Source organism: Ensifer sp. PDNC004, assembly GCF_016919405.1.
Classification (GTDB): Bacteria; Pseudomonadota; Alphaproteobacteria; order Rhizobiales; family Rhizobiaceae; genus Ensifer.
This window is the reverse complement of the sequence record NZ_CP070352.1, coordinates 76700-95441: the sequence shown is the minus strand read 5'-3', so window position 1 is coordinate 95441 and position 18742 is coordinate 76700. Positions and strand designations below refer to the sequence as shown.

The window sequence follows — 18742 nt, the reverse complement described above, 5'->3', positions numbered from 1 at the left end:
GTTCATGGCGCTGCATCACCAGGGTTCGAGAGACGACCGGTCGTTGACGGGCTGGTGGTCACCTGTTCTTGGAACGACCGGCAACCCTCCCCGTGTCAATGGCAAGGCGATCAAACCAGTGCGCAGGCCGGGTTAGTTGCCGGCACGTTCCGCCAGGCGCCGCAATCCCGGAATATCCTTCAGCGTCAGCTTCTGCCGTCCGCCGACGACCAGGCCCTGCCCCTCCCAGGCACTGAGGATGCGCGAGACCGTGTGCAGCGTCGTTCCGGTCATCTCGGCGATATCCTGGCGCGAGATCGGAAAATCGATGCGGATGCCGCCGCTTTCCGGTTTGCCGGCCTGTTCGGCGAGCCTCAGTACCGTGTGCGCCACACGGCGCTCGACTTCTTCGGTCGACATTTCGCGGATACGGGTATGCGCCTCGTCGAGGCGCTGGCCAATCGTATGGAGGGCATTGACCGCAAGATGCGGATTTTTCTCGACGAAGATGTTCCAGAGTTCCGTCGGCCAGGCGAGGACCAGGCTTTCGGTCGCCGCCGTTGCCGTGCCCGGATAGTCGCTGCGCTGCAGTGCCCGGGCAAAACCGAAGAGATCGCCGGGATTGACGACCCGCACGATGATCTGCTGGCCGTCCTTGGTGACCTGGGTCACCTTCAGCCGACCATTCAGCAACAGGAAGAAGAAGTCGGCCGTCGCACCTTGTTCGAACACGGCTTCGTTCTGCGGCACGCGCCGCACCGTGGCGCGCGTCAGCAGCGTGTCCAGTTCCAGGTCGCTCATCTTCTGAAACAGTGGGAGCGATTTGACGAGTGTGCGATCGAGTGCAGCCACGTTGGCCCTACATCCTGCCGATTTGAAATTGCCCTTGCTCTAGCATAGTGCCGGGTCCTGCAAAAGGACCCGGCACTATGCGCTAGAGAGGGTTTTCCCAGCAATTTCATCGGCCGTCGCATCTCAGCCCGCCCCCTGAAACCGGCGTTCGAAGGCATAGAGATAGCCCGAATACCAGCGGTCGTCGCGCACGAGCCGGAAGCCGAGATTGTCAGGCGGGACGCCGACCGCACAGCCGCCGCTCTTCGGATCCCGGATGAAAAAGCTCATCGACGCCCGATGCTTGCCGTTGACGACGAAGATGCCGCACGCGGGAGACTCCTTCAGCACCTCGCCATCGTCGCCGATCGTGACGCGGCGGTGGCAGGTCTCGGTCCATTCCCAGACGTTGCCGTCGAGATCGGCAACACCGTACTCGTTCTCGCCGAAGGCGCCTGAGGGCTGCGGCATCGGGTTCTTCGCCCGCTGCCGGCTGGATTCGCGCTCGTAGTCCGCAAGCCACCGCAGCGCCGGATTGTCCTTGGTACCGTCGATCCCCAGCGCATCGTCTGGGAATTTCGACCCGGCGGCAAAGGCCCATTGCTGGTCGGTCGGAAGGCGCCAGACCTCGCCGGTCTTCTTGGTCAGCCACGCCGCATAATCGGTCGCGTCTGTGTAGTTTACTCCAGTCATCGGCACACCCGACAGCCCGGCGCCATGGCCGCCTTCCGGTTGCTGGCAGCCGCCATCGGCGACGCAGCGCTCGTAGTCGTCGCGCGTCACCTGATACTTCATGATCTCGAGCGGCTGCTTGAGGGCGGCAACCACGATCGGCGCGTCGACGGCAAAGCCGTTCTTCAGGAAGTGGCCCTCGGCGCGATAGCTCATCTGACGCGGCGCAATCGTCATGGTCACCGGCGGTCGGATCGACGGATCGATGCCGTCCTTGAGATCGTCGAACAGCCCAACCTTTGCCGAAAGCACGCCGCCGATTGCCGCCAAAAGGACGGCCGGGGCTGCGAGCGAGAGGAGCGAAACCGTAGTTTTCTTGGTGCTGGGCATGGGAGGTCTCCGGGGAAATAGCACGCGCCTGTTGGCGCGTACCTTTGTTCACGCGTGGGGTCGCTTTCAGTGCGGCCCCACGATCATCCGCTGTCACCCGGCTACATCGACGCCGGCTTGACGACCGATGTCATCAGATCGTCGTTCCATTCGCCGGTGACCTTGAAGTGGCCGGCGGCACCCAGCTCGAACGCCTCGATCAGGTTGTGGTTGACATAAGCGTACACACCCGGTTGGCGGAAAGTGTAGAAGGCAGCGCCCGCGGTACCACCCGGTATGAGCCAGGTTTCCTGGTCGAGGTCCGGCGGGTTGCGGAACTTGCCGGTCGCCCAGACATAGTCACCATGTCCGCCGATCAGGTGCGGCCGCGTATCGCGGTTGGCCTGCGAATGGACGACGAGCACGCGCTCGCCCACGGCCGCGGGCAAAGCATGGTCGCCGGTCAGCGCGCCGACCGCGCCGTTGAAGACGATGTGGGTCGGGGTCAGCGTGCGCATCGCCTTGACCGCATCTTCATAGGCTTCGCCGGGGGTTTCGTACTTCTTGTAGTTCCCGGCCTCGTCCTTCGGCACGTAGAAGTCCTGCTCGCCGACATAGTAGATCTTGTCGTAGGTCAGCGGCTGACCCTTCTCGTCCTTCAGGCCTTCGCGCGGCAACACCATGATGGCGCCGTTCATGCCCGAGGTGACGTGCCAGGGCACCATGCCTTCAGGCGCGCAATGGTAGACGAAGACGCCGGGCTTGGTCGCCTTGAAGCGCAGCGTGGTTTCCTCGCCCGGGTTCACCTGCGTCAGCGCCCCGCCGCCGAGCGCACCGGTTGCGGCATGGAAGTCGATGTTGTGCAGCAACGTGTTGGTGTCGGGGTTGATCAGCCGCAGTTCGACATAGTCGTTCTCATGCACCACCATCAGCGGTCCGGGCACCGAGCCGTTGAAGGTCATCGCGTGGATCTCGGTGCCTTCGCGGTCGATCACCAGCTTCTTTTCCTCGATCGTCATGGTGAACTCGACGACGCGCGGTCCGGTCTTGGCGACCTGATCATGGGCGTGAACGAAAGGCGGCTTGACGAGATCGACCTTCACGCGCGGCAGCGTCGAGATGTCGACGGGGGCAGCACCGGCTGCCGCGGCGGCGCCGGCGGCATGCGCCTGGGCGGTATGGAGAAGCGGCGCAACCGCGCCCGCCAGGGCAGCGCCGGCAAGCATCGTCCGGCGGGTCATCTGAAGTTGTTCAGTCATCTTGCTCTCCTTCGGCGCGTTCCAGCGGCCGGGATTGGCCTTCTGCGAAACGCGCCTGTATTCAACGAATTAGGGTGGGCGGCGCCGACTTGGGCGGCCTCACCTCCGGTCTCGACCACCGGTCCCCCAGCAGTCACTAGAGAAGTAGAACCACAGACGAATCGCGTCTTTGTCTTGGAACAAATCGTTTCGAGCAGATCGCTTTTCTTTGCGCCTTGCGAAGCTGGCGGTTCGATCGGGCCGCGATACTTGCGTTTTCGCAAAGAGGGCCTTCGAACCCATTGATAGATCAAGCCTCATCCGCAAGTCCGCAAGGACGCACGACGAGGACCACGACCATGTTGGACAGACTGATAAGACCGAAACCGAGCGGCGGCATTCCGCGCGGGCTCTCGACCACCGGCCCGGTGCTCTTCTCCTATGGCTTCCGGCCGTTCTTTCTGGCGGCTGCCCTGTGGGCCATCGGCGCCATGGCTTTGTGGATCGCCGCGGTTACTCTCGGCCTGGACCTTGCGGGCGACTACGGCGCTGCCCATTGGCACGCGCATGAGATGCTGTTCGGCTTTTCCTCCGCCGTTCTCGGCGGCTTCCTGCTGACGGCGATCCCGAACTGGACCGGACGCTTGCCGGTTTCCGGACGGCCGCTCGCGGCCCTCTTCGGGCTCTGGGTCATTGGTCGCGTTGCTCTCCTGTCGAGCGGATTCATCGGCCTACCTGTCGCAGCCGCTGTCGAAGCTCTGTTTCTGCCGGTGTTACTCCTGATCTGCGCGCGCGAGGTGATCGTCGGTCGCAAGTGGAAGGACCTCAAGGTGATCGGCGGGCTCATAATTTTGTCCGCCGCCAACATCTGGTTCCACCTCTCGGTCCTCGGCAATCTCGATGTCGACGCCGCAGCGCGACTGGCGATCGGCGCCTACACCATGCTGATCATGATCGTCGGCGGACGCATCGTGCCGAGCTTCACCCGCAACTGGTTGAACAAGGTCGGCCGCACCGATTTCCCGGTGCCCTACAACCGGTTCGACACTGCAGCGATCCTGATCGGTGTTGCGGCGCTCGGCGCCTGGACCTTCGCGCCCGTTCACATCGTCACCGCAGCGATTGCCGTCGTCGCGTGCGCCTTTCATGCGGTACGCCTGCTGCGCTGGCACGGATCGCCGACCTGGCCGGAGAAGCTGCTCTTCGTCCTGCACGCGGCTTACGTCTTCGTGCCGCTCGGCTTCCTGGCGATAGCGGCGGGGGCGGTCGAGCTCCTCGGCGACTACCCGGTCATGCATGTGCTGACCGTCGGTGTGATCGCCTTCATGATGCTCGCCGTGATGACACGCGCCACACGCGGCCATACCGGACGGCCGCTGGTGGGATCGGCAGTCACCAGCGCCTCCTATGTCGCGATTGCGGGCGCGGCGCTGATCCGGCCGCTGGCCGAGGTGCTGCCGGCTCACTACCACCATCTAATTGCGCTTTCGGGTGTGTTGTGGATCGCCGCCTTCGCACTGTTCACGCTGGAATACGGACCGATGCTGGTGCGCGAACGCCGCGCGCCCCGCGCCTCGTCCTGACCGCACGCCCGAACCCCAATGCAAAAGGCGCCGCATCTGCGGCGCCTTTTCTTCGTTACAAGGCTGATCCTTAGAAGATGCTGCCGTGGGCAAATTCCATCGCACCGTCGGCCATCATGTCAGGCGTCCACGGCGGTTCGTAAGTCAGGCGGACCTCGGCATATTCGACGCCCGGCACGTACCAGACGCAGTTCTGCACCGCTTCCTTCAGGAATGCGGTCGCCGGGCAGCCCTTGATCGTCGTCGTCATGGTGACGCGGGCAATGCCGCCCTCCTGAACGTCGATGTCATAGATCAGGCCGAGATCGACGATGTTCCTGCCCATTTCGGGGTCTATGATGATGCGCAAGGCATCGCGGATCTTGGCTTCGAGGTCCAGGCTTTCAGCCGCCGACATGGGAACGCCTCCCGCCGATGCGAATGAGGATCCGATAGGTCTCGCCGGTCGCATCGAAATTGCCCGCCCATTTGTGGCCGCGCTTGGCGAGCTCCGGATAGAGGAACAACGGTTCGCGCGAGAGCAAGGCGAAGAGAACCTCGCCTTCGGCCATCTTCTCGGCCGTCGCCAGGATGCGCACCATCGGTTCAGGGGGATCGAGCTCCGTCAGTTCGAGCTGCCGGCTCGGGTCGGGCCAGGTGTCGAGTTCCGTTTCACCGGCCGAAAGCCTGATCCCCTCGACCTCCCCTTCTGGCGTAAACAGAACCTCCCATTCGCCATTGTCGAGGGGGCGGTCCTGATGGGTGAAGCCGCGACCCGCCATGACGCTGAAAAGCGGAATGGGCCGGAAGGTTGCGATCAGCTTCAACGCCTGGCCCGGAGCGAGGCTGTCGACTGCATTCATAATGGCCTGGAACGGATCGCTGCCGCCGCGCAAGTGCGGCCGTACGTCGAGTTCATAGGGATCTTGGCTCATGGGAACCTCCGTGAGGAATGGATGGCAGAAACAAGCCTGGCCGAACTAGTCCGTCAGGCAATCGAAGCTCGGCCGGAACGTTGATCAGTCGCCGTGTTCGCACGAACTCGAGGATGAGCGCATTGACGGCAATCAACTGGCCGAGACTTGCAAAACGAAATAGAGGCGCGCTGCCGATCAGGAGCGCGAGCGTGCCCACCGCGACCGTCAGATAGAAGAGCCGGAACCAGCGAAGGGCCGACGTTTCGCTGACGAGATCTTGAACCCTCGGGGTCGGCATGCGCCCAAGCGCCGGCCCGTAACATTCGAGCCAGGTCATGAACGGCACGATCTTGTAAAGCTGGGCGAGGCCCATGCCCGTCAGCCAACCAAAAGCGACGAGATAGACGACAGCGCCGATAGCCTCACCGAGGCGGCCGGCGGCCAGCAGGGCGACAAAGAGCAGGCTCGCGGCGACGAGCGACACGAAGGCGCCAATGCTGGCGCGGCTGTTGAGCTCGATCGCCTTTCGCCGGCGTTCGCGATAGATGCGCTGGATATCGCCGACATAGATCGCGACCACGGCCACGCCGGAACCGACGGCAAGGAGGAGAAGCGGCGAGCGGCCAATGGTGCCCACGAGAATGACAGGCACAGCTGCGGCCAGAAGGCCGAGGGAAAGGGTGCCGAGCGCGAAGACCAGCCGGCTGCTCGTCCGTTCCTTGTCCGGCGACAGCATGAACATGGTCAAAAGCCGATAACTGACACCCATCGTGGTGAAGCTCAACCAGCCGCAAAGGCCGAGCGAAGCATGTAGGGAAAGACCGTCGATCGTGAGGTCGATCGCACCCTCGGCGTCGATCAGGCCCGAGAGCACGCCGGCATAGACGCCACCGAGCAACATCGCGCCGAAGAGAGCGGCAAGGCCGACCGCGACGAAGCGAGCCGGGAGTGGCAGGGGGCGTGAATGCCAAAGCGTAACCGCGAAGGAAAAGCCCAGCACCGAAAAGCCGACGATCGAGAAAGCGGCTCCAAGAGGAAGCAGCATCACCGGAAGATCGATCGCGCCGGAAAGGCTGATGAAGCCGAGCGCCAGGCTGGCGATGCCTGTGATGAGGAACAGAAGCGCGGGTAGCGCGGCGCTGGGAAAGGAAAGCGGCCGGCCGACGAGAACAGGCACGAACTGCAGCAGCGCCCCGGTCATCAGCAGGCTCAGCCAACCCAGAAGGACAACATGGACGAGCGCCAGCGTTTCAGGCGCCTCAAGGGCCAAGACCGGATAGCCGAAGCCGAGAGCCATCATGGTCTCGCCAAGCACGAGGAAAATCAGCGCGGCCGCGAAATAGGACATGGTCCAGCGGGATAGCGTGGCTGCGAACATGGTGGTTCAACCCTTGGATCACGATGGCTCTGGTCGAGCCGCGCAAGTGTGATCAATTCTGGTAGGTGAGAGCGGAATGAGAGCGGAAAATGACGCACGCTTTTTCTCACCCCGCTCTTGAAGGAACCCAGGGGCTCAGTGCCCGCCGCAGCAGCAGTCACAGCCGGAGGACTGCTGCCGGCCGATCTCGACACGCCAGACGTCAGGTCCCTGCTCGAGATACTCCCAGGTGAATTCGCCCGGATAGCGGGTTTCCAACTGGTAGTGCAGCGGGCGCGGATCGTGGTCGTTGATGATGATGAAGGCGCCGCTCTCGGCAAGCGCGTTCAACATGCCGAAGATTTTCGGATGGCGTTCTACCGGCGGGATCGTCCGCACATCGATGAAGGGCTTGTCGGTCTCTGCAATGGTCATGGTCATCCGCTTCTGAGCGCCGTCATTTGATGATGATCCGGGCAACGCCGGCGCACACGCCCCGGATTTCCGCAACCTAGCGACAGCGCCGCCGCGACATTTTGTCGAAGCGCAAACAAATCTCGCTTTGGCCGAGACCGTCCCGTCCTTGATTTTTCGCAAAGAGATGCGGGCCCGCGGGTCCTAAAAAGCTGCATCCATCGCCACCCAGATGAGGACGAAATGTTAGCTTCTGCGCTGCTGAAATACGGTGAAATGCGCCTGCCGCGCTATACGAGTTACCCAACCGCACCGCGCTTTGCCGCTGATGTCGACGATCACACCTATGGCGACTGGCTGAAGGCGATCCCGGATGGGCAGGACGTGTCGTTCTACCTGCACATCCCCTTCTGTCGTTCCATGTGCTGGTACTGCGGCTGCCACACGACGATCACCAAGAAGGACGATCCGATCCTCGATTATCTCGAGGTGCTCCGGGACGAGATCCGCATGGTCGCCGATGCCATTGGCCGGCCGCTTCCGGTCGCAGAGGTACATTTTGGCGGCGGCACGCCGACGATCATCGAGCCGCGTGAATTCCTGGCGTTGATGGCGCTGATGCGCGAGCGTTTCGCGCTGGCACCATCGGCCAATGTCGCGGTCGAGATCGATCCGCGCCGGCTGACGCTCGCCATGGCCGAGGCACTCGGCGAAGGCGGAGTCCGGCGCGCAAGCCTCGGCGTACAGAGCTTCGATCCCGTCGTGCAGAAGGCAATCAACCGCATTCAAAGCGAGAAGCAGACGGCCGAAGCCGTCGACCATTTGCGCGGCGCCGGTGTCAGTGGGATCAATTTCGACCTGATCTACGGCCTGCCGCATCAGACGGTGCGCTCCTGCGTCGAGACGGTCGATGTGGCCGTGGCGATGCGGCCGGAACGGTTGGCGGTTTTCGGTTACGCCCATGTGCCGAGCTTCAAGAAGCACCAGCGCATGATCGAGGAGACGGCACTGCCCGACAGTGCTGCGCGCGCCGAACAGGCGATGGCGATCAGCGAGGCGCTGGTAAAAGCCGGCTACAGGCAGATCGGCCTCGACCATTTTGCCTTGCCCGACGATGATCTCGTCACCGCCCAGGAGGCTGGGCAACTCCGCCGCAACTTCCAGGGCTACACGACCGACACCTGCGAGACCCTGATCGGTTTCGGCGCCTCGGCGATCGGCCGCTCGCGCGACGGTTATGTCCAGAACGAGGTGCCGCCCGGCGTCTATGCAAGCCGCATCGCCTCCAGTCGCCTCGCAACCACCAAGGGCTACCGACTGACCGACGAGGACCGTCTGCGCGCAGCGATCATCGAACGGCTGATGTGCGATTTCAGTGCGGATATTTCCGCAATCGCCGCAGCGCATGGCCGGGACTGGCAATCGTTCGTAGGCGGCAACAGCAAGTTGGCCGAACTGCGAAAAGACGGTGTGATCGATATCGCTGATGGCGTCATCACGGTCAGGCCCGAGCACCGCTTCGTCATCCGCGCGGTGGCGGCGGCCTTCGATGCCTATATCGACGAGTCCCAGAGGGTGCACAGCAAGGCGGCTTGAGTGCGCTGATCGCCGGGAAGGTTTGGCTATTGCCGAGCGTTCCCGGCGCAATCACGCCGGCAAAGCGCCGTCCGTCTCTTCCGTCATGCTCGTGCTCGACCCGAGCACTTCGTTATTTTGTGCCACGAAATACGTTCGGATGCGCCTTGGATCCTCGCCTCAAGGGCGACGATGACGAAGTTTTGGGCAACTACGCTCACTGAAAACGAGCCGTTTCCAAGCTTGTCGTCGGCAGCCATCGCTGGCAGCTCAGCTATACACTTTGGCAAAACTGCCCATCCAACACGTCATGCCCGGCTTTTCCCGAGCATCGAGACCCAGCCTCCTCCCCCCGAGAATAGCCGCGAGCGGATCGGCAAATCCGCCCCAAATGGCCGCGAAACGGCGCACGCGCGGCTGGCAAACGGCTTCCGTTGAATCAAAGAGGCCCGGCGGTTCCCGGGCCTCTTGCTTCTCTCTCGACTTGGGTACCGCCTTACCCCACCAAATTCCGGTAGATCGCCGGCAGTGCCGCCGGCAGCCGCGAGATGTTGCCGACTACGGAATAGCCGTTCTGGCCGAACATGGCGGGCACGTAGGACTTCGCATCGCGGTCGACGGTGACGGCGAAGGTGTTGATGCCGCTGCGCCGGGCCTCGGTGACCGCGCGGCGGATGTCTTCAAGCGCGAAACGCCCCTCGTAGTGGTCGATATCGTTGGGCTTGCCGTCGGTCAGAACAAGCAAGAGCTTCTTGCGGTTCGGCTGCCGTCGGAGCTCGGCCGAGGCGTGCCGGATCGCAGCACCGATGCGCGTATAATAGCCCGGCTTCAGCGCCGCGATGCGCGCTTCGACCAGCGGTCCCATCGCCTCGTTGAAGGCCTTCACGGTTTCGACCCGCACCCAGTCGCGCCGCCTTGAGGTAAACGTCAGGATCGAGTGGTTGTCGCCGCAGGCCGAGAGCCCGTGCGCAAGGATGAGCAGCGCCTCTTTCTCGACATCGAGCACCCGCCGGTTGTCGGACCAGGAATCGGTCGACAGCGACACGTCGACGAGGATCGTCACCGCCAGATCATGCACCTGCGGCCGGCTCATCAGATGAATACGGTCGCTGCCCTGGCCGCCGGCGGCGAGATCGGTGCGGGCACGCACGACCGCGTCGAGATCGAGATCGGCGCCGTCAAGTTGTGCACGCAGCATCTCGTGCCGCGGGCGCAGCACTTCGAACTGGCGCCGCACCCGGCGGATCAAGCTCCGGCTTTCCTCGGTCAGTTCGCTCCGCTCCGCCTCAGCGGAAGCCGGCATCGCCAGCACGCGGCAATGGTCCTTGAGGTACTGCCCGGTCCGGTAGTTCCATTCGGGATAGGTCAGCTCGGCCGTCAGCGGCGTCGGATCGACGGCTTCCGGCGGCAGGTCGAGGTCGAAACGGAATCGCGCCGAGGGCCGTCCCTTGCGCTCACCGAGCGTCATGTCGTCGAGTTCCTCGGCAGCCTTGCTGTCGTGGTCGTCGCTGTCGTCGCCGGGGCGGTCGACATTGACCATCTCGGCCATGGCGAGGATCTTCTCGAAGCGGTTGAGAATGAAGGGGCTGCGCTCCCCCTTGCGGTTCTCAGGATTTTCGCGCACGGCGACGTGGCGTTCGACTTCGGCGACCGTCCCCTGCGTGCCTGCCGTTGCGGCGACATCCTCGTCGCGGGTGGTCTTCGTTTCCGCCCGAAGCAGCGTGTCCGGCCAAAGCGGCATCGGCAGCATCGGCAGGTAACCGGGCGGCGCGCGGTGAGGGAAAATGGACGGCAGCGTGGTGTCTGCTTCCCCGGTCGTCTTGCGCAACAGGCGCAGGATACGGTTTTCGAGATGTTGCTCGACCGACGGCAACGCTCCCCTTTGCCGCTCGGCCAGGGTCGCCTCGGCCAGGCGCCGATAGCGCCGCCTAAGGCCGGGAAACCGCTGGAAGACTTCCTCGACCGTTTCCAGCGCGCGCGATATCAGCGCCAGGTCGCGGCGGAGCGGATCGGTCTCGCTGACGGGGTCGACCGGCATCGTCGCCATATAGGCAACGAGCCAGTGATAGAGATCCCGGTTCAGGTCTTTCGTCGGAAAGATGTCGATCTCGCCCGGCAACATCAGCGACGCGTGGTCGCGCGCCGGCTGAACGAGCTTCTCTTCGCCAAGCCCCATGCGCTGCCGCCACCGCAGCCGATGGGTCGACGTGCGTCCTCGGGCGGGCACGATCTGCACCGCCGCCTCGCCGCCATGTCCGCGAAAGGAGACGCCGAGCACCGGCAACATGTCGGCGAGCTTCACCGCCTCTTCCGGATAGCGCCGCCAGGTTCTGGTGTTGCCGACGAAACGGTGCCAGGCCCGTCCGACGGTTTCTTCGAGCTCGAGGAAATCAAGCATGGTTCACCTCACGCGATCAGCGAACCGGCCACTTCGAGAAGGGCTGCGCGCACGTCCGGTTCGTCGGTGAGCGGTTCGATCATTGCGGCGCGCACGGCATCCTTGACCGGCATGCCGGCATCGATGAGCGATGCACAGTAGACGAGCAGCCGGGTCGACACGCCTTCTTCGAGGTCATGCCCCTTCAGCGCGCGCAGGCGGTGCGCGAGGTTAACGAGCGGCGCCACCTGGCCCTCCAGCAGCCCGCTCTCCTGCGAAACGACTGAAATCTCCGCGTTGCGCGGCAGGAAATCGAACTCGATCGCCACGAAGCGCTGCCTTGTACTTGGCTTCAGGCTCTTCAGCAGATTTTGGTAGCCGGGATTGTAGGACACGATCAGCATGAAGCTCGATGGTGCTTCGAGCAGTTCGCCGGTGCGCTCCAGCGGCAGCATGCGGCGGTCGTCGGTCAGTGGATGCAGGACGACGGCCACGTCCTTGCGGGCTTCCACGATCTCGTCGAGATAGCAGACGCCGCCATTGCGCACGGCGCGGGTCAAGGGGCCGTCGACCCAAACGGTGTCGCCGCCCTTCAGCAGATAGCGGCCGGTGAGGTCGGCGGCGGCCAGATCGTCATGGCAGGAAACGGTCGAAAGCGGCAGGCCGAGCTTCGCCGCCATGTGGCTGACGAAGCGGGTCTTGCCGCATCCGGTCGGTCCCTTCAAGAGGAGCGGCAGCTGCCGCACCCAGGCGCTTTCGAACAGCGCGCATTCATTGCCGGAGGGGCTATAGGCGGGGATATCGAGTGCCGCGCGACTGACGGCAGATTGGACAGGGCTCATGGCAAGTCTCCATGCTGGGAATTCTTGAGGAGATGCCGGCGCGGCGAACCGCGCCGGCTGATCGGTCATTCGGCAGGCTGAACGACGCCGGCGAGCTTCTCGCTGCGCTCGCGGCCGGGCATCAGAACCGCCCAGATGAACATCAGCGCCGAGATCAGGACGACGGCACCCGAGCCGAGGCGGATCCAGTAGAACAGCGCCAGCTGGTCCTGGACGTCCATGTAGCTTTCGCCGAGCACGCGCTGCAGGTGCGCCTGGAGGACACCGGCGAAGGTGAGCGCGAAGGTCATGACCGACATGGCGGTGCACATGATCCAGAAGCTCACCATCGACAGCCACTGGTTATAGGGCGCACGGCCGCGGATTTCCGGGATGGCGTAGGCCATGACCGCGAGGTTCAGCATCACATAGGCGCCGAAGAACGCGAGGTGTCCGTGGGCCGCGGTCACCTGGGTGCCATGGGTGTAGTAGTTCACCGAAGACAGCGTGTGCAGGAAGCCCCAGACGCCGGCGCCGAAGAAGGCCATGACCGAGCAGCCGATCGACCAGAGCAGGGCTGCGCGGTTCGGATGCTTGCGGCCGGCCTTCCAGGTCATCACGAAGGTGAAGACCACCATGGTGAAGAAGGGGGCCACTTCCAGCGTCGAGAACAGCGAACCGATCCATTGCCAGTAACCCGGTGCACCGATCCAGTAATAGTGGTGGCCCGTGCCGAGGATGCCGGAGAAGAGCGCCAGGCCGACGATGACATAGAGCCACTTTTCGACGACCTCACGGTCGATGCCGTTGAGCTTGATCATCAGGAAGGCGAGCACCGATGCCATGATCAGTTCCCAGACGCCTTCGACCCAGAGGTGGACGACGTACCACCAGTACATCTTGTCGAGCGCCAGGTTGATCGGATTGTAGAAGGCGAAGAGGAAGAAGATCGCCACACCCCAGAGCCCGAAGATCAGGATGTTGGTGACGGTCGTCTTGCGGCCTTTCAGCACCGTCAGCGTGATGTTGTAGAGGAACATCAGCGCGACGATGACGATGCCCACCTTGATCGCGAAGGGCTGCTCGAGGAATTCGCGCCCCTCGTGGATGTGCAGGAGATAGCCGACGACGGCGACAGCCGCGGCGATCAGGAAGATCCAGAACTGCGCGACGGCGATCTTCGTGCTGTAGAGTTCGGTTTCGGCTTCTTCCGGCAGCAGGTAGTAGGTCGCGCCCATGAAGCCCATGAGCAGCCAGACGATCAGCGCGTTGGTGTGGACCATGCGCACGATGTTGAAGGGCAGCAGCTCGGAGAGCGTGTTGGGCAGGACGTAAATGGTACCGGCAAGCACGCCGAACAGCACCTGGGCGAGGAACAGGCCGAGCGCTCCGTAGAAATAGAGCATCGCGACCTTTTGGGTTTGATATTTCATGGTGTCACACTCCAATCGGTTCGCTTAGCCTGCCTCGTTCGGCGGCCAGTTCTGGGTCTTGATACGGCTCGTCCATTCGAGGAAGTCGGCGAGGTCGTTGAGTTCCTGTTCGGTGAGATTGAACTGCGGCATTTGCCGCCGTCCCTCGATGCCGGTCGGCTGGGCAGCCATCCAGGCTTTTAGCGTTTCGCGGGCGCCGGCCGGATCGGCCTCGCCGCCGAAGCGCTTCCAGACATTGCCGAGCTCGGGCGCGAAATAGGCGCCCTCGCCGAGAAGCGTGTGGCAGTTGATACAGGAGTTCTTTTCCCAGACGTGTTTGCCGCGTGCGACCGCATCGGTCAGCGTCGTTTCGTCCGTCGAGGTCGTGCGCATGTAGTAGTGGCTGTGGGCGGTCAGCCCGACAAAGATTGCGAAGAAAAAGAAGGACCCGCCGTAAAAGACGTTACGGGCCCCGGTTTTGGTGAGGCGTTCTGCCATCACGTGGTCCTTTCGATTTCAGTTGGCCGCTGAGAGTGCGGCCGGCTGATCTGATCCCCTCCCCGTGCGGCGCAGCATTTCCTGCGCTGGCAACAATCGGGGCAAACCCATGTCTAGGGAAATCGGCGGCGGCTTCTTTGCGTTTCGGCAAACAAGTCCACGGGTCGTCTCAGCTGAAGAGAGCAGTGCTCAGGACCAGCTTCGCTGCAGCGGCAAGGACGAGCGCTGCGGGCCAGATCAAAAGGCCGAGACGAAGGGCCGACGGCGCCTGCCGGAGCCCCATGAAATCGAGCGCGACGAACCGGCTTTTGACGACGGCGAGCCCGAGCAACACGGCGATGACGAGGGTGGCCGGCCCGGCGACCACCATCAGCGCCATGCCCGAAAACACGGCTCCGGCAAGCAGAAGCCAAGTGTTGAACAATTGTCTGGGATTGCGATCGGTCATGGCACTCACACGAGATAGACGAGCGGGAACATCACGATCCAGACCAGATCGATGACGTGCCAGAGCGTGGTGATCAACGCGACATTGCCGGGTTTCGGTCGCCAGGCAACGATGATGAGCACGAAGGCACCGAAGACGACGTGCAGCAGATGGAAGCCGGTGACGAGAAAATAGAGCTCGAAGAAGGAGCCGAACTGAGGATCGCCGGCAACGACAGCCTCGGCGCTATACTCGAAGAGCTTGATCGCCGCGAAGGCGAAGCCGAAAAGTGCTGCATTCACCAGCGCCCGCCTGCGCTGCTTAAGCGATGCCCTCGGCCTCGCCGCCAAGGCCGCCTGCCAGCCGCTTGTCAAAAGAACAAGCGTGTTGATACCGGCAAGCAGCGGATCGAGATGCGAGCGGGCGGCGGCAAACGCGTCCGGCTGGAGAAGACCCACAATCAGGAAGCCGACAAGCAGAATACCGAACGCGGCAAGTTCACTCCAGACGAGCACCCAGAGCAGCAAGGCGTCCGTCGTGTCCTCTTCCACCGTTGCGGCAATCGGATGACTGCGGGCATCCATGTCAGCGCCTCCGTAAGGTCTATTGGGTTAGAGCGGGATGCGGGCGGAAAACCGCGCACACTTTTCCTCTTCCCGCTCCCAAACATCGTTCGAGCTAGGCGCGAGGGCGCATCCTGTCTTTGCGATTGAGCAAAGAAGCGGCCAAGGGGCGGGGCTATTGGCTGACAACAAAGGAGCCTTCCGATGACAGACGCACAGATCGGCCTTTCCGTCGCTACCCCCATCATCATCGTCTTCGCCCTCGTGCTCCATCGCATGGGCGTGCTTCAGCGCGGCGCCACGCTGTCGGCGATCCTCTCCTCCGTTGCGATCGCCATCGTTCTCTTTCTCGATCGCTGATCCGCAGACTTTGAGAAATGTCAAAGAGGATCATTGCCGTCGGGTGTAGTTCGAACCAACACTCAACGGAGCAGATCGATCCAGCAGCAATTTTCAGAACATCACGAGCTGGGGCAGGCTTATCGCGAACTTTTGTCCCTGTGTGATCGCCTCGAGACGCTGGCCGATTCCATCCCGCGCCGCATCGACCTGACGAGCTGCCGCGTGATCCTGACGGAGCTGCCGGAAAAGCTCAGGCGCGTCCACGCGCTGGAGGAAATGATCCTGTTTCCAGCAGTCGAAATTCAGCGGTCAGACGACGGTCGTTACGCCTTGATCGCACGGCTGCGCGCCGAGCATGACCAGGACGATCGGGCAGCCGTCGAGCTGGTACGTGTGCTGAAGGCGGTTCTCGACAACAGGCCATCGCTCAGCTGGGATGCGATCGGCTACATGCTACGGGGCTTCTTCGAAACTGTTCGCCGCCATATCGCAACGGAACGCCTGCTTCTCTGGCGCCATGCGTGAGACAACCGATATGACCTATTTTCTCCTCGCCTTCGCCGTCTTCCTGCTTCTCCATCTGGTGCCGGCCTGGCCGGCGTTACGCCAGGGCCTGATCGACCGGCTCGGTCGCTCGACCTATTTCGCGGTCTATTCGCTTCTGTCGGTGCTTGCTCTCGTCTTCGTCTTTCACGCGGCCCTTCAGCTCGATTTCATCCCGCTCTGGGAGCCGGCGGCCTGGCAGGCCTGGGTGACCTTCGTCCTGGCGCCGCTTGGTATCTTTCTCGTGCTGGCCGGCCTCTTCAGCGAGAATGCACTGTCGATCTCCATCTATCAGGGAAACGAACGGCCGGGCGCCATCGTTGCTATCACCCGCCACCCGGTGCTTTGGGGCTTCCTGCTCTGGGCCGCCGGTCACATCGTGCCCAACGGCGACCTGCGCGCATTGGTGCTTTTCGGCGGTTTCGCGTTGTTTTCCGTCGGTGGTTTCTTCATGCTTGAAAAGCGTGCCCGCCGACGTTTGGGCGAGAGCTGGCAAGCCGCCTCGAAGGGCACGTCAGTGTGGCCCTTTGCAGCGATCATCCGGGGAGAAAGCCGTTTGCGGGCCGATCCTGTGATGATCATCGCCGCCTTTGCCACCGTCGCGATTGCCGTGTGGCTGCTGCTTGGCGGTCACGAGGTCCTGTTCAGCGCCGATCCGCTGCTTCAGGCCACCCTCTCCTAGATCACGATGATTTTTGGTCCTCACCCTGCCAGGCCATAGCCTGCGGGGTGATCGGCAGTGCCAGCAGGTCGATCGCTCGGGCCGCCAGATGGTCGACGATGGCCGCGACGCTCTCAGGCCGATGATAGAAGGCCGGCACCGGCGGCATGATGATCGCCCCCATTTCCGTGACGGCGCACATATTGCGCAGGTGACCGAGATGCAGCGGTGTCTCGCGTGCCATCAGCACCAGCCTGCGCCGCTCCTTCAGATGCACGTCGGCTGCCCGTACCACGAGGTTATCGGCCATGCCGGCAGAGATCGCCGCAAGTGTGCGCATGGAGCACGGCGCGACGATCATGCCGGCCGTCGAAAACGACCCGCTCGCAATCGTCGCGCCGATATTGCCGTGGTCATAGGTCCGCGCGGCCAGACGCAGCAGGGATGGAAGAGCGTCTGCGCCGACCTCGTGTGCGAGCGTGCGATGCGCCGCCGGCGACAGGACCAGATGCAGCTCGACGCCTTCGATTTCGCTGAGCCGCTCGGCGATGCGAACGGCAATCGTCGCGCCCGAAGCGCCGGTGACGCCGAGGACGATCTTCAACCGGTTCATCGGGTCAGCCCTCCAAGTCCGAGACCGGCCCACATCGCATCGACCTGGCCAATGACCTCGGGTGACATCGCCAGAACACGCCCCCATTCGCGGTCGGTCTCGGTGCCAATTTTGTTGGTGGCGTCGAGCCCGAGCTTGCCGCCGAGGCCGGATCGCGGCGACGCGAAGTCGAGATAGTCGATCGGCGTGCCCTCGATCACGGTCATGTCGCGGCTGGCATCAAAGCGGGTCGCAAGCGCCCACATCACGTCGGACCAGTTGCGCACGTCGATATCCGGATCGACGGCGATGATCAGCTTGGTGTAGCTGAACTGCGGCAGGACAGACCAAAGCCCCATCATCACGCGCTTGGCCTGCCCGGGATAGCGCTTGTCGATCGAAACGACCATGGCTCTGTAGGAGCAGGCTTCAGGCGGCAGAAAGAGATCGGATATCTCCGGAAACTGCTTGCGAACCAGTGGCACAAACAGCCTGTTCATCGCCTCTCCAAGCCGCGAAGGCTCGTCCGGCGGTCGGCCGGTGTAGGTGGAAAGATAGAGCGGATTCCGACGCATGGTGATCGCCGACAGACGCATGACGGGGAACGGCTCCACCGAATTGTAATAGCCGGTATGGTCGCCATAGGGGCCCTCCTCCGCGGTCTCGCTCGCTGAGACCGTGCCCTCCAGCACGATCTCCGCATTGGCCGGCACCGAAAGCGGCACGGTCTTCGCGTTGACGAGTTGCGTCCTGCCGCGCCGAAGCAGCCCTGCGAAATTCAATTCGCTCAAGCCATCGGGCAGCGGCATGACCGCAGAAAGAATCGTCGCCGGGTCGGCTCCGACGACGACCGCGATCGGCATGTCCTGCCCCAGGCGTTGCCACAGGCGATGGTGACGGGCGCCGCCGCGGTGGGCGAGCCAGCGCACGATGGCACGATCGGGCCCCAGCACCTGCATGCGATAGATCCCGACATTGACATCGAGGGGATCATCCGGCGCGCGCGTGATCACCAGCGGCCAGGTAATCAACGGCGCCGGCTCACCCGGCCAGCACCATTGAACCGGCAGGCGCGCGAGGTCGATTTCGTGATCGCGCCAGACGACCTCCTGACAGAGTGCACGCGTTACCTTTCGCGGCCGCATATACATCGCCGATCGGAGCAGCGGGAGGCGATCCCAGGCGTCACGCAGCGACTGCGGCGCTCGCGGATCGCGCAGTTCTGCAAGATCTGAGGCAAGGCCATCGAGCCCACCCGGCATCAGGCCGAAACCACGCTCGATCCGGCGCTCCGACCCGAAGAGATTGGTCAGAAGCCGGATCGGCTGTGCGGCGCCCGTCGCATCGACCGGCCGCTCGAAGAGAAGCGCCGGCCCGTCGGCGGCAAGCGCGCGGCGGTGGATTTCGGTCACCTCGTGCACCAGCGAAACCGGCCGCGAAATCCGTTTCAGATCGCCTTCGCGCTCAAGCGTTTCGACAAAATCCTGAAGCGTTGCAAAGCCCTTGGACGGGCGAAAGGTCCTGTTCATTTCGCCTGTTTGTGGCGGCGAATGGCGCTTGTCTTTGACGTGGCGCAAACAACGACCGGCAGC

General features: G+C 63.2%; 20 protein-coding genes. 5 read left to right on the top strand and 15 right to left on the bottom strand.

Annotated elements, in window-relative coordinates; all coding sequences use genetic code 11:
- Positions 1-132 precede the first annotated feature (132 nt).
- From JVX98_RS00425 to nirK, 3 genes are all read right to left on the bottom strand, one after another.
- Complete coding sequence (locus JVX98_RS00425; protein ID WP_192450046.1) at positions 133-780, bottom strand: Crp/Fnr family transcriptional regulator; 648 nt, start codon at positions 778-780, stop codon at positions 133-135.
- Positions 781-954: 174 nt separating this feature from the next.
- Positions 955-1872, bottom strand: coding sequence for an SUMF1/EgtB/PvdO family nonheme iron enzyme (locus JVX98_RS00420; RefSeq protein WP_205236477.1), 918 nt, complete (start codon positions 1870-1872; stop codon positions 955-957).
- A 101-nt stretch (positions 1873-1973) separates the two neighbouring features.
- Positions 1974-3110, bottom strand: a complete 1137-nt coding sequence (nirK, locus tag JVX98_RS00415; protein ID WP_205236476.1) for a copper-containing nitrite reductase — start codon at positions 3108-3110, stop codon at positions 1974-1976.
- 338 nt (positions 3111-3448) lie between these two features.
- Between nirK and JVX98_RS00410 the strand changes: the two genes are divergently transcribed.
- Positions 3449-4672, top strand: coding sequence for an NnrS family protein (locus JVX98_RS00410; protein ID WP_205236475.1), 1224 nt, complete (start codon positions 3449-3451; stop codon positions 4670-4672).
- Between the two features lie 70 nt (positions 4673-4742).
- Here the strand turns inward: JVX98_RS00410 and JVX98_RS00405 are convergent, their stop codons facing one another.
- The 4 genes from JVX98_RS00405 to JVX98_RS00390 all read right to left on the bottom strand — a co-directional run bounded on the left by JVX98_RS00405 (position 4743) and on the right by JVX98_RS00390 (position 7360).
- Entirely contained in the window at positions 4743-5069 is a 327-nt protein-coding gene (locus tag JVX98_RS00405; RefSeq protein WP_205236474.1) for a metal-sulfur cluster assembly factor, read from the bottom strand.
- Positions 5056-5586, bottom strand: coding sequence for a DUF2249 domain-containing protein (locus JVX98_RS00400; protein WP_205236473.1), 531 nt, complete (start codon positions 5584-5586; stop codon positions 5056-5058). Before JVX98_RS00400 ends, JVX98_RS00405 begins: the two co-directional genes overlap by 14 nt.
- Complete coding sequence (locus tag JVX98_RS00395; RefSeq protein WP_205236472.1) at positions 5567-6946, bottom strand: hypothetical protein; 1380 nt, start codon at positions 6944-6946, stop codon at positions 5567-5569. Before JVX98_RS00395 ends, JVX98_RS00400 begins: the two co-directional genes overlap by 20 nt.
- 135 nt (positions 6947-7081) lie before the next feature.
- Positions 7082-7360, bottom strand: a complete 279-nt coding sequence (locus JVX98_RS00390; protein WP_205236471.1) for a DUF2249 domain-containing protein — start codon at positions 7358-7360, stop codon at positions 7082-7084.
- Between the two features lie 222 nt (positions 7361-7582).
- Between JVX98_RS00390 and hemN the strand changes: the two genes are divergently transcribed.
- Entirely contained in the window at positions 7583-8935 is a 1353-nt protein-coding gene (gene hemN / locus JVX98_RS00385; RefSeq protein ID WP_205236470.1) for an oxygen-independent coproporphyrinogen III oxidase, read from the top strand.
- 475 nt (positions 8936-9410) lie between these two features.
- On the opposite strand, the gene JVX98_RS00380 is transcribed toward hemN, so the two are convergent.
- The 6 genes from JVX98_RS00380 to JVX98_RS00355 form a co-directional block, all read right to left on the bottom strand.
- Entirely contained in the window at positions 9411-11312 is a 1902-nt protein-coding gene (locus JVX98_RS00380) for a nitric oxide reductase activation protein NorD (RefSeq protein WP_205236469.1), read from the bottom strand.
- 8 nt (positions 11313-11320) lie between these two features.
- Positions 11321-12133, bottom strand: a complete 813-nt coding sequence (locus tag JVX98_RS00375; RefSeq protein WP_205236468.1) for a CbbQ/NirQ/NorQ/GpvN family protein — start codon at positions 12131-12133, stop codon at positions 11321-11323.
- A gap of 65 nt (positions 12134-12198) precedes the next feature.
- Positions 12199-13545: a nitric-oxide reductase large subunit gene (locus JVX98_RS00370; RefSeq protein ID WP_113538314.1), complete on the bottom strand. Its 1347-nt coding sequence runs from the start codon at positions 13543-13545 to the stop codon at positions 12199-12201.
- A gap of 24 nt (positions 13546-13569) precedes the next feature.
- Positions 13570-14022, bottom strand: a complete 453-nt coding sequence (locus tag JVX98_RS00365; RefSeq protein WP_205236467.1) for a cytochrome c — start codon at positions 14020-14022, stop codon at positions 13570-13572.
- A gap of 169 nt (positions 14023-14191) precedes the next feature.
- Complete coding sequence (locus JVX98_RS00360; RefSeq protein ID WP_192449903.1) at positions 14192-14470, bottom strand: cytochrome C oxidase subunit IV family protein; 279 nt, start codon at positions 14468-14470, stop codon at positions 14192-14194.
- Positions 14471-14475: 5 nt separating this feature from the next.
- Entirely contained in the window at positions 14476-15033 is a 558-nt protein-coding gene (locus tag JVX98_RS00355) for a cytochrome c oxidase subunit 3 (protein WP_205236466.1), read from the bottom strand.
- Positions 15034-15216: 183 nt separating this feature from the next.
- On the opposite strand from JVX98_RS00355, the gene JVX98_RS00350 reads away from it, so the two are divergent.
- The 3 genes from JVX98_RS00350 to JVX98_RS00340 all read left to right on the top strand — a co-directional run bounded on the left by JVX98_RS00350 (position 15217) and on the right by JVX98_RS00340 (position 16579).
- Positions 15217-15372, top strand: a complete 156-nt coding sequence (locus tag JVX98_RS00350) for a hypothetical protein (RefSeq protein ID WP_192449905.1) — start codon at positions 15217-15219, stop codon at positions 15370-15372.
- A 132-nt stretch (positions 15373-15504) separates the two neighbouring features.
- Positions 15505-15879, top strand: a complete 375-nt coding sequence (locus JVX98_RS00345; RefSeq protein ID WP_205236465.1) for a hemerythrin domain-containing protein — start codon at positions 15505-15507, stop codon at positions 15877-15879.
- A 10-nt stretch (positions 15880-15889) separates the two neighbouring features.
- Positions 15890-16579, top strand: coding sequence for an NnrU family protein (locus JVX98_RS00340; protein WP_205236464.1), 690 nt, complete (start codon positions 15890-15892; stop codon positions 16577-16579).
- 1 nt (position 16580) lies between these two features.
- Here the strand turns inward: JVX98_RS00340 and JVX98_RS00335 are convergent, their stop codons facing one another.
- The gene (locus JVX98_RS00335) at positions 16581-17171 is read right to left on the bottom strand and encodes a UbiX family flavin prenyltransferase (protein ID WP_205236463.1); all 591 of its coding nucleotides are present in this window, start codon (positions 17169-17171) and stop codon (positions 16581-16583) included.
- On the bottom strand, positions 17168-18679 hold the full coding sequence (locus JVX98_RS00330) for a UbiD family decarboxylase (RefSeq protein ID WP_205236462.1): 1512 nt from the start codon (positions 18677-18679) through the stop codon (positions 17168-17170). Before JVX98_RS00330 ends, JVX98_RS00335 begins: the two co-directional genes overlap by 4 nt.
- Between the last annotated feature and the right edge of the window lie 63 nt (positions 18680-18742).

Coding starts and splice junctions, on each gene's coding strand:
- JVX98_RS00425 (WP_192450046.1), bottom strand. CDS start 780: ATGAGCGACCTGGAACTGGACACGCTGCTGACGCGCGCCACGGTGCGG.
- JVX98_RS00420 (WP_205236477.1), bottom strand. CDS start 1,872: ATGCCCAGCACCAAGAAAACTACGGTTTCGCTCCTCTCGCTCGCAGCC.
- nirK (WP_205236476.1), bottom strand. CDS start 3,110: ATGACTGAACAACTTCAGATGACCCGCCGGACGATGCTTGCCGGCGCT.
- JVX98_RS00410 (WP_205236475.1), top strand. CDS start 3,449: ATGTTGGACAGACTGATAAGACCGAAACCGAGCGGCGGCATTCCGCGC.
- JVX98_RS00405 (WP_205236474.1), bottom strand. CDS start 5,069: ATGTCGGCGGCTGAAAGCCTGGACCTCGAAGCCAAGATCCGCGATGCC.
- JVX98_RS00400 (WP_205236473.1), bottom strand. CDS start 5,586: ATGAGCCAAGATCCCTATGAACTCGACGTACGGCCGCACTTGCGCGGC.
- JVX98_RS00395 (WP_205236472.1), bottom strand. CDS start 6,946: ATGTTCGCAGCCACGCTATCCCGCTGGACCATGTCCTATTTCGCGGCC.
- JVX98_RS00390 (WP_205236471.1), bottom strand. CDS start 7,360: ATGACCATTGCAGAGACCGACAAGCCCTTCATCGATGTGCGGACGATC.
- hemN (WP_205236470.1), top strand. CDS start 7,583: ATGTTAGCTTCTGCGCTGCTGAAATACGGTGAAATGCGCCTGCCGCGC.
- JVX98_RS00380 (WP_205236469.1), bottom strand. CDS start 11,312: ATGCTTGATTTCCTCGAGCTCGAAGAAACCGTCGGACGGGCCTGGCAC.
- JVX98_RS00375 (WP_205236468.1), bottom strand. CDS start 12,133: ATGAGCCCTGTCCAATCTGCCGTCAGTCGCGCGGCACTCGATATCCCC.
- JVX98_RS00370 (WP_113538314.1), bottom strand. CDS start 13,545: ATGAAATATCAAACCCAAAAGGTCGCGATGCTCTATTTCTACGGAGCG.
- JVX98_RS00365 (WP_205236467.1), bottom strand. CDS start 14,022: ATGGCAGAACGCCTCACCAAAACCGGGGCCCGTAACGTCTTTTACGGC.
- JVX98_RS00360 (WP_192449903.1), bottom strand. CDS start 14,470: ATGACCGATCGCAATCCCAGACAATTGTTCAACACTTGGCTTCTGCTT.
- JVX98_RS00355 (WP_205236466.1), bottom strand. CDS start 15,033: ATGGATGCCCGCAGTCATCCGATTGCCGCAACGGTGGAAGAGGACACG.
- JVX98_RS00350 (WP_192449905.1), top strand. CDS start 15,217: ATGACAGACGCACAGATCGGCCTTTCCGTCGCTACCCCCATCATCATC.
- JVX98_RS00340 (WP_205236464.1), top strand. CDS start 15,890: ATGACCTATTTTCTCCTCGCCTTCGCCGTCTTCCTGCTTCTCCATCTG.
- JVX98_RS00335 (WP_205236463.1), bottom strand. CDS start 17,171: ATGAACCGGTTGAAGATCGTCCTCGGCGTCACCGGCGCTTCGGGCGCG.
- JVX98_RS00330 (WP_205236462.1), bottom strand. CDS start 18,679: ATGAACAGGACCTTTCGCCCGTCCAAGGGCTTTGCAACGCTTCAGGAT.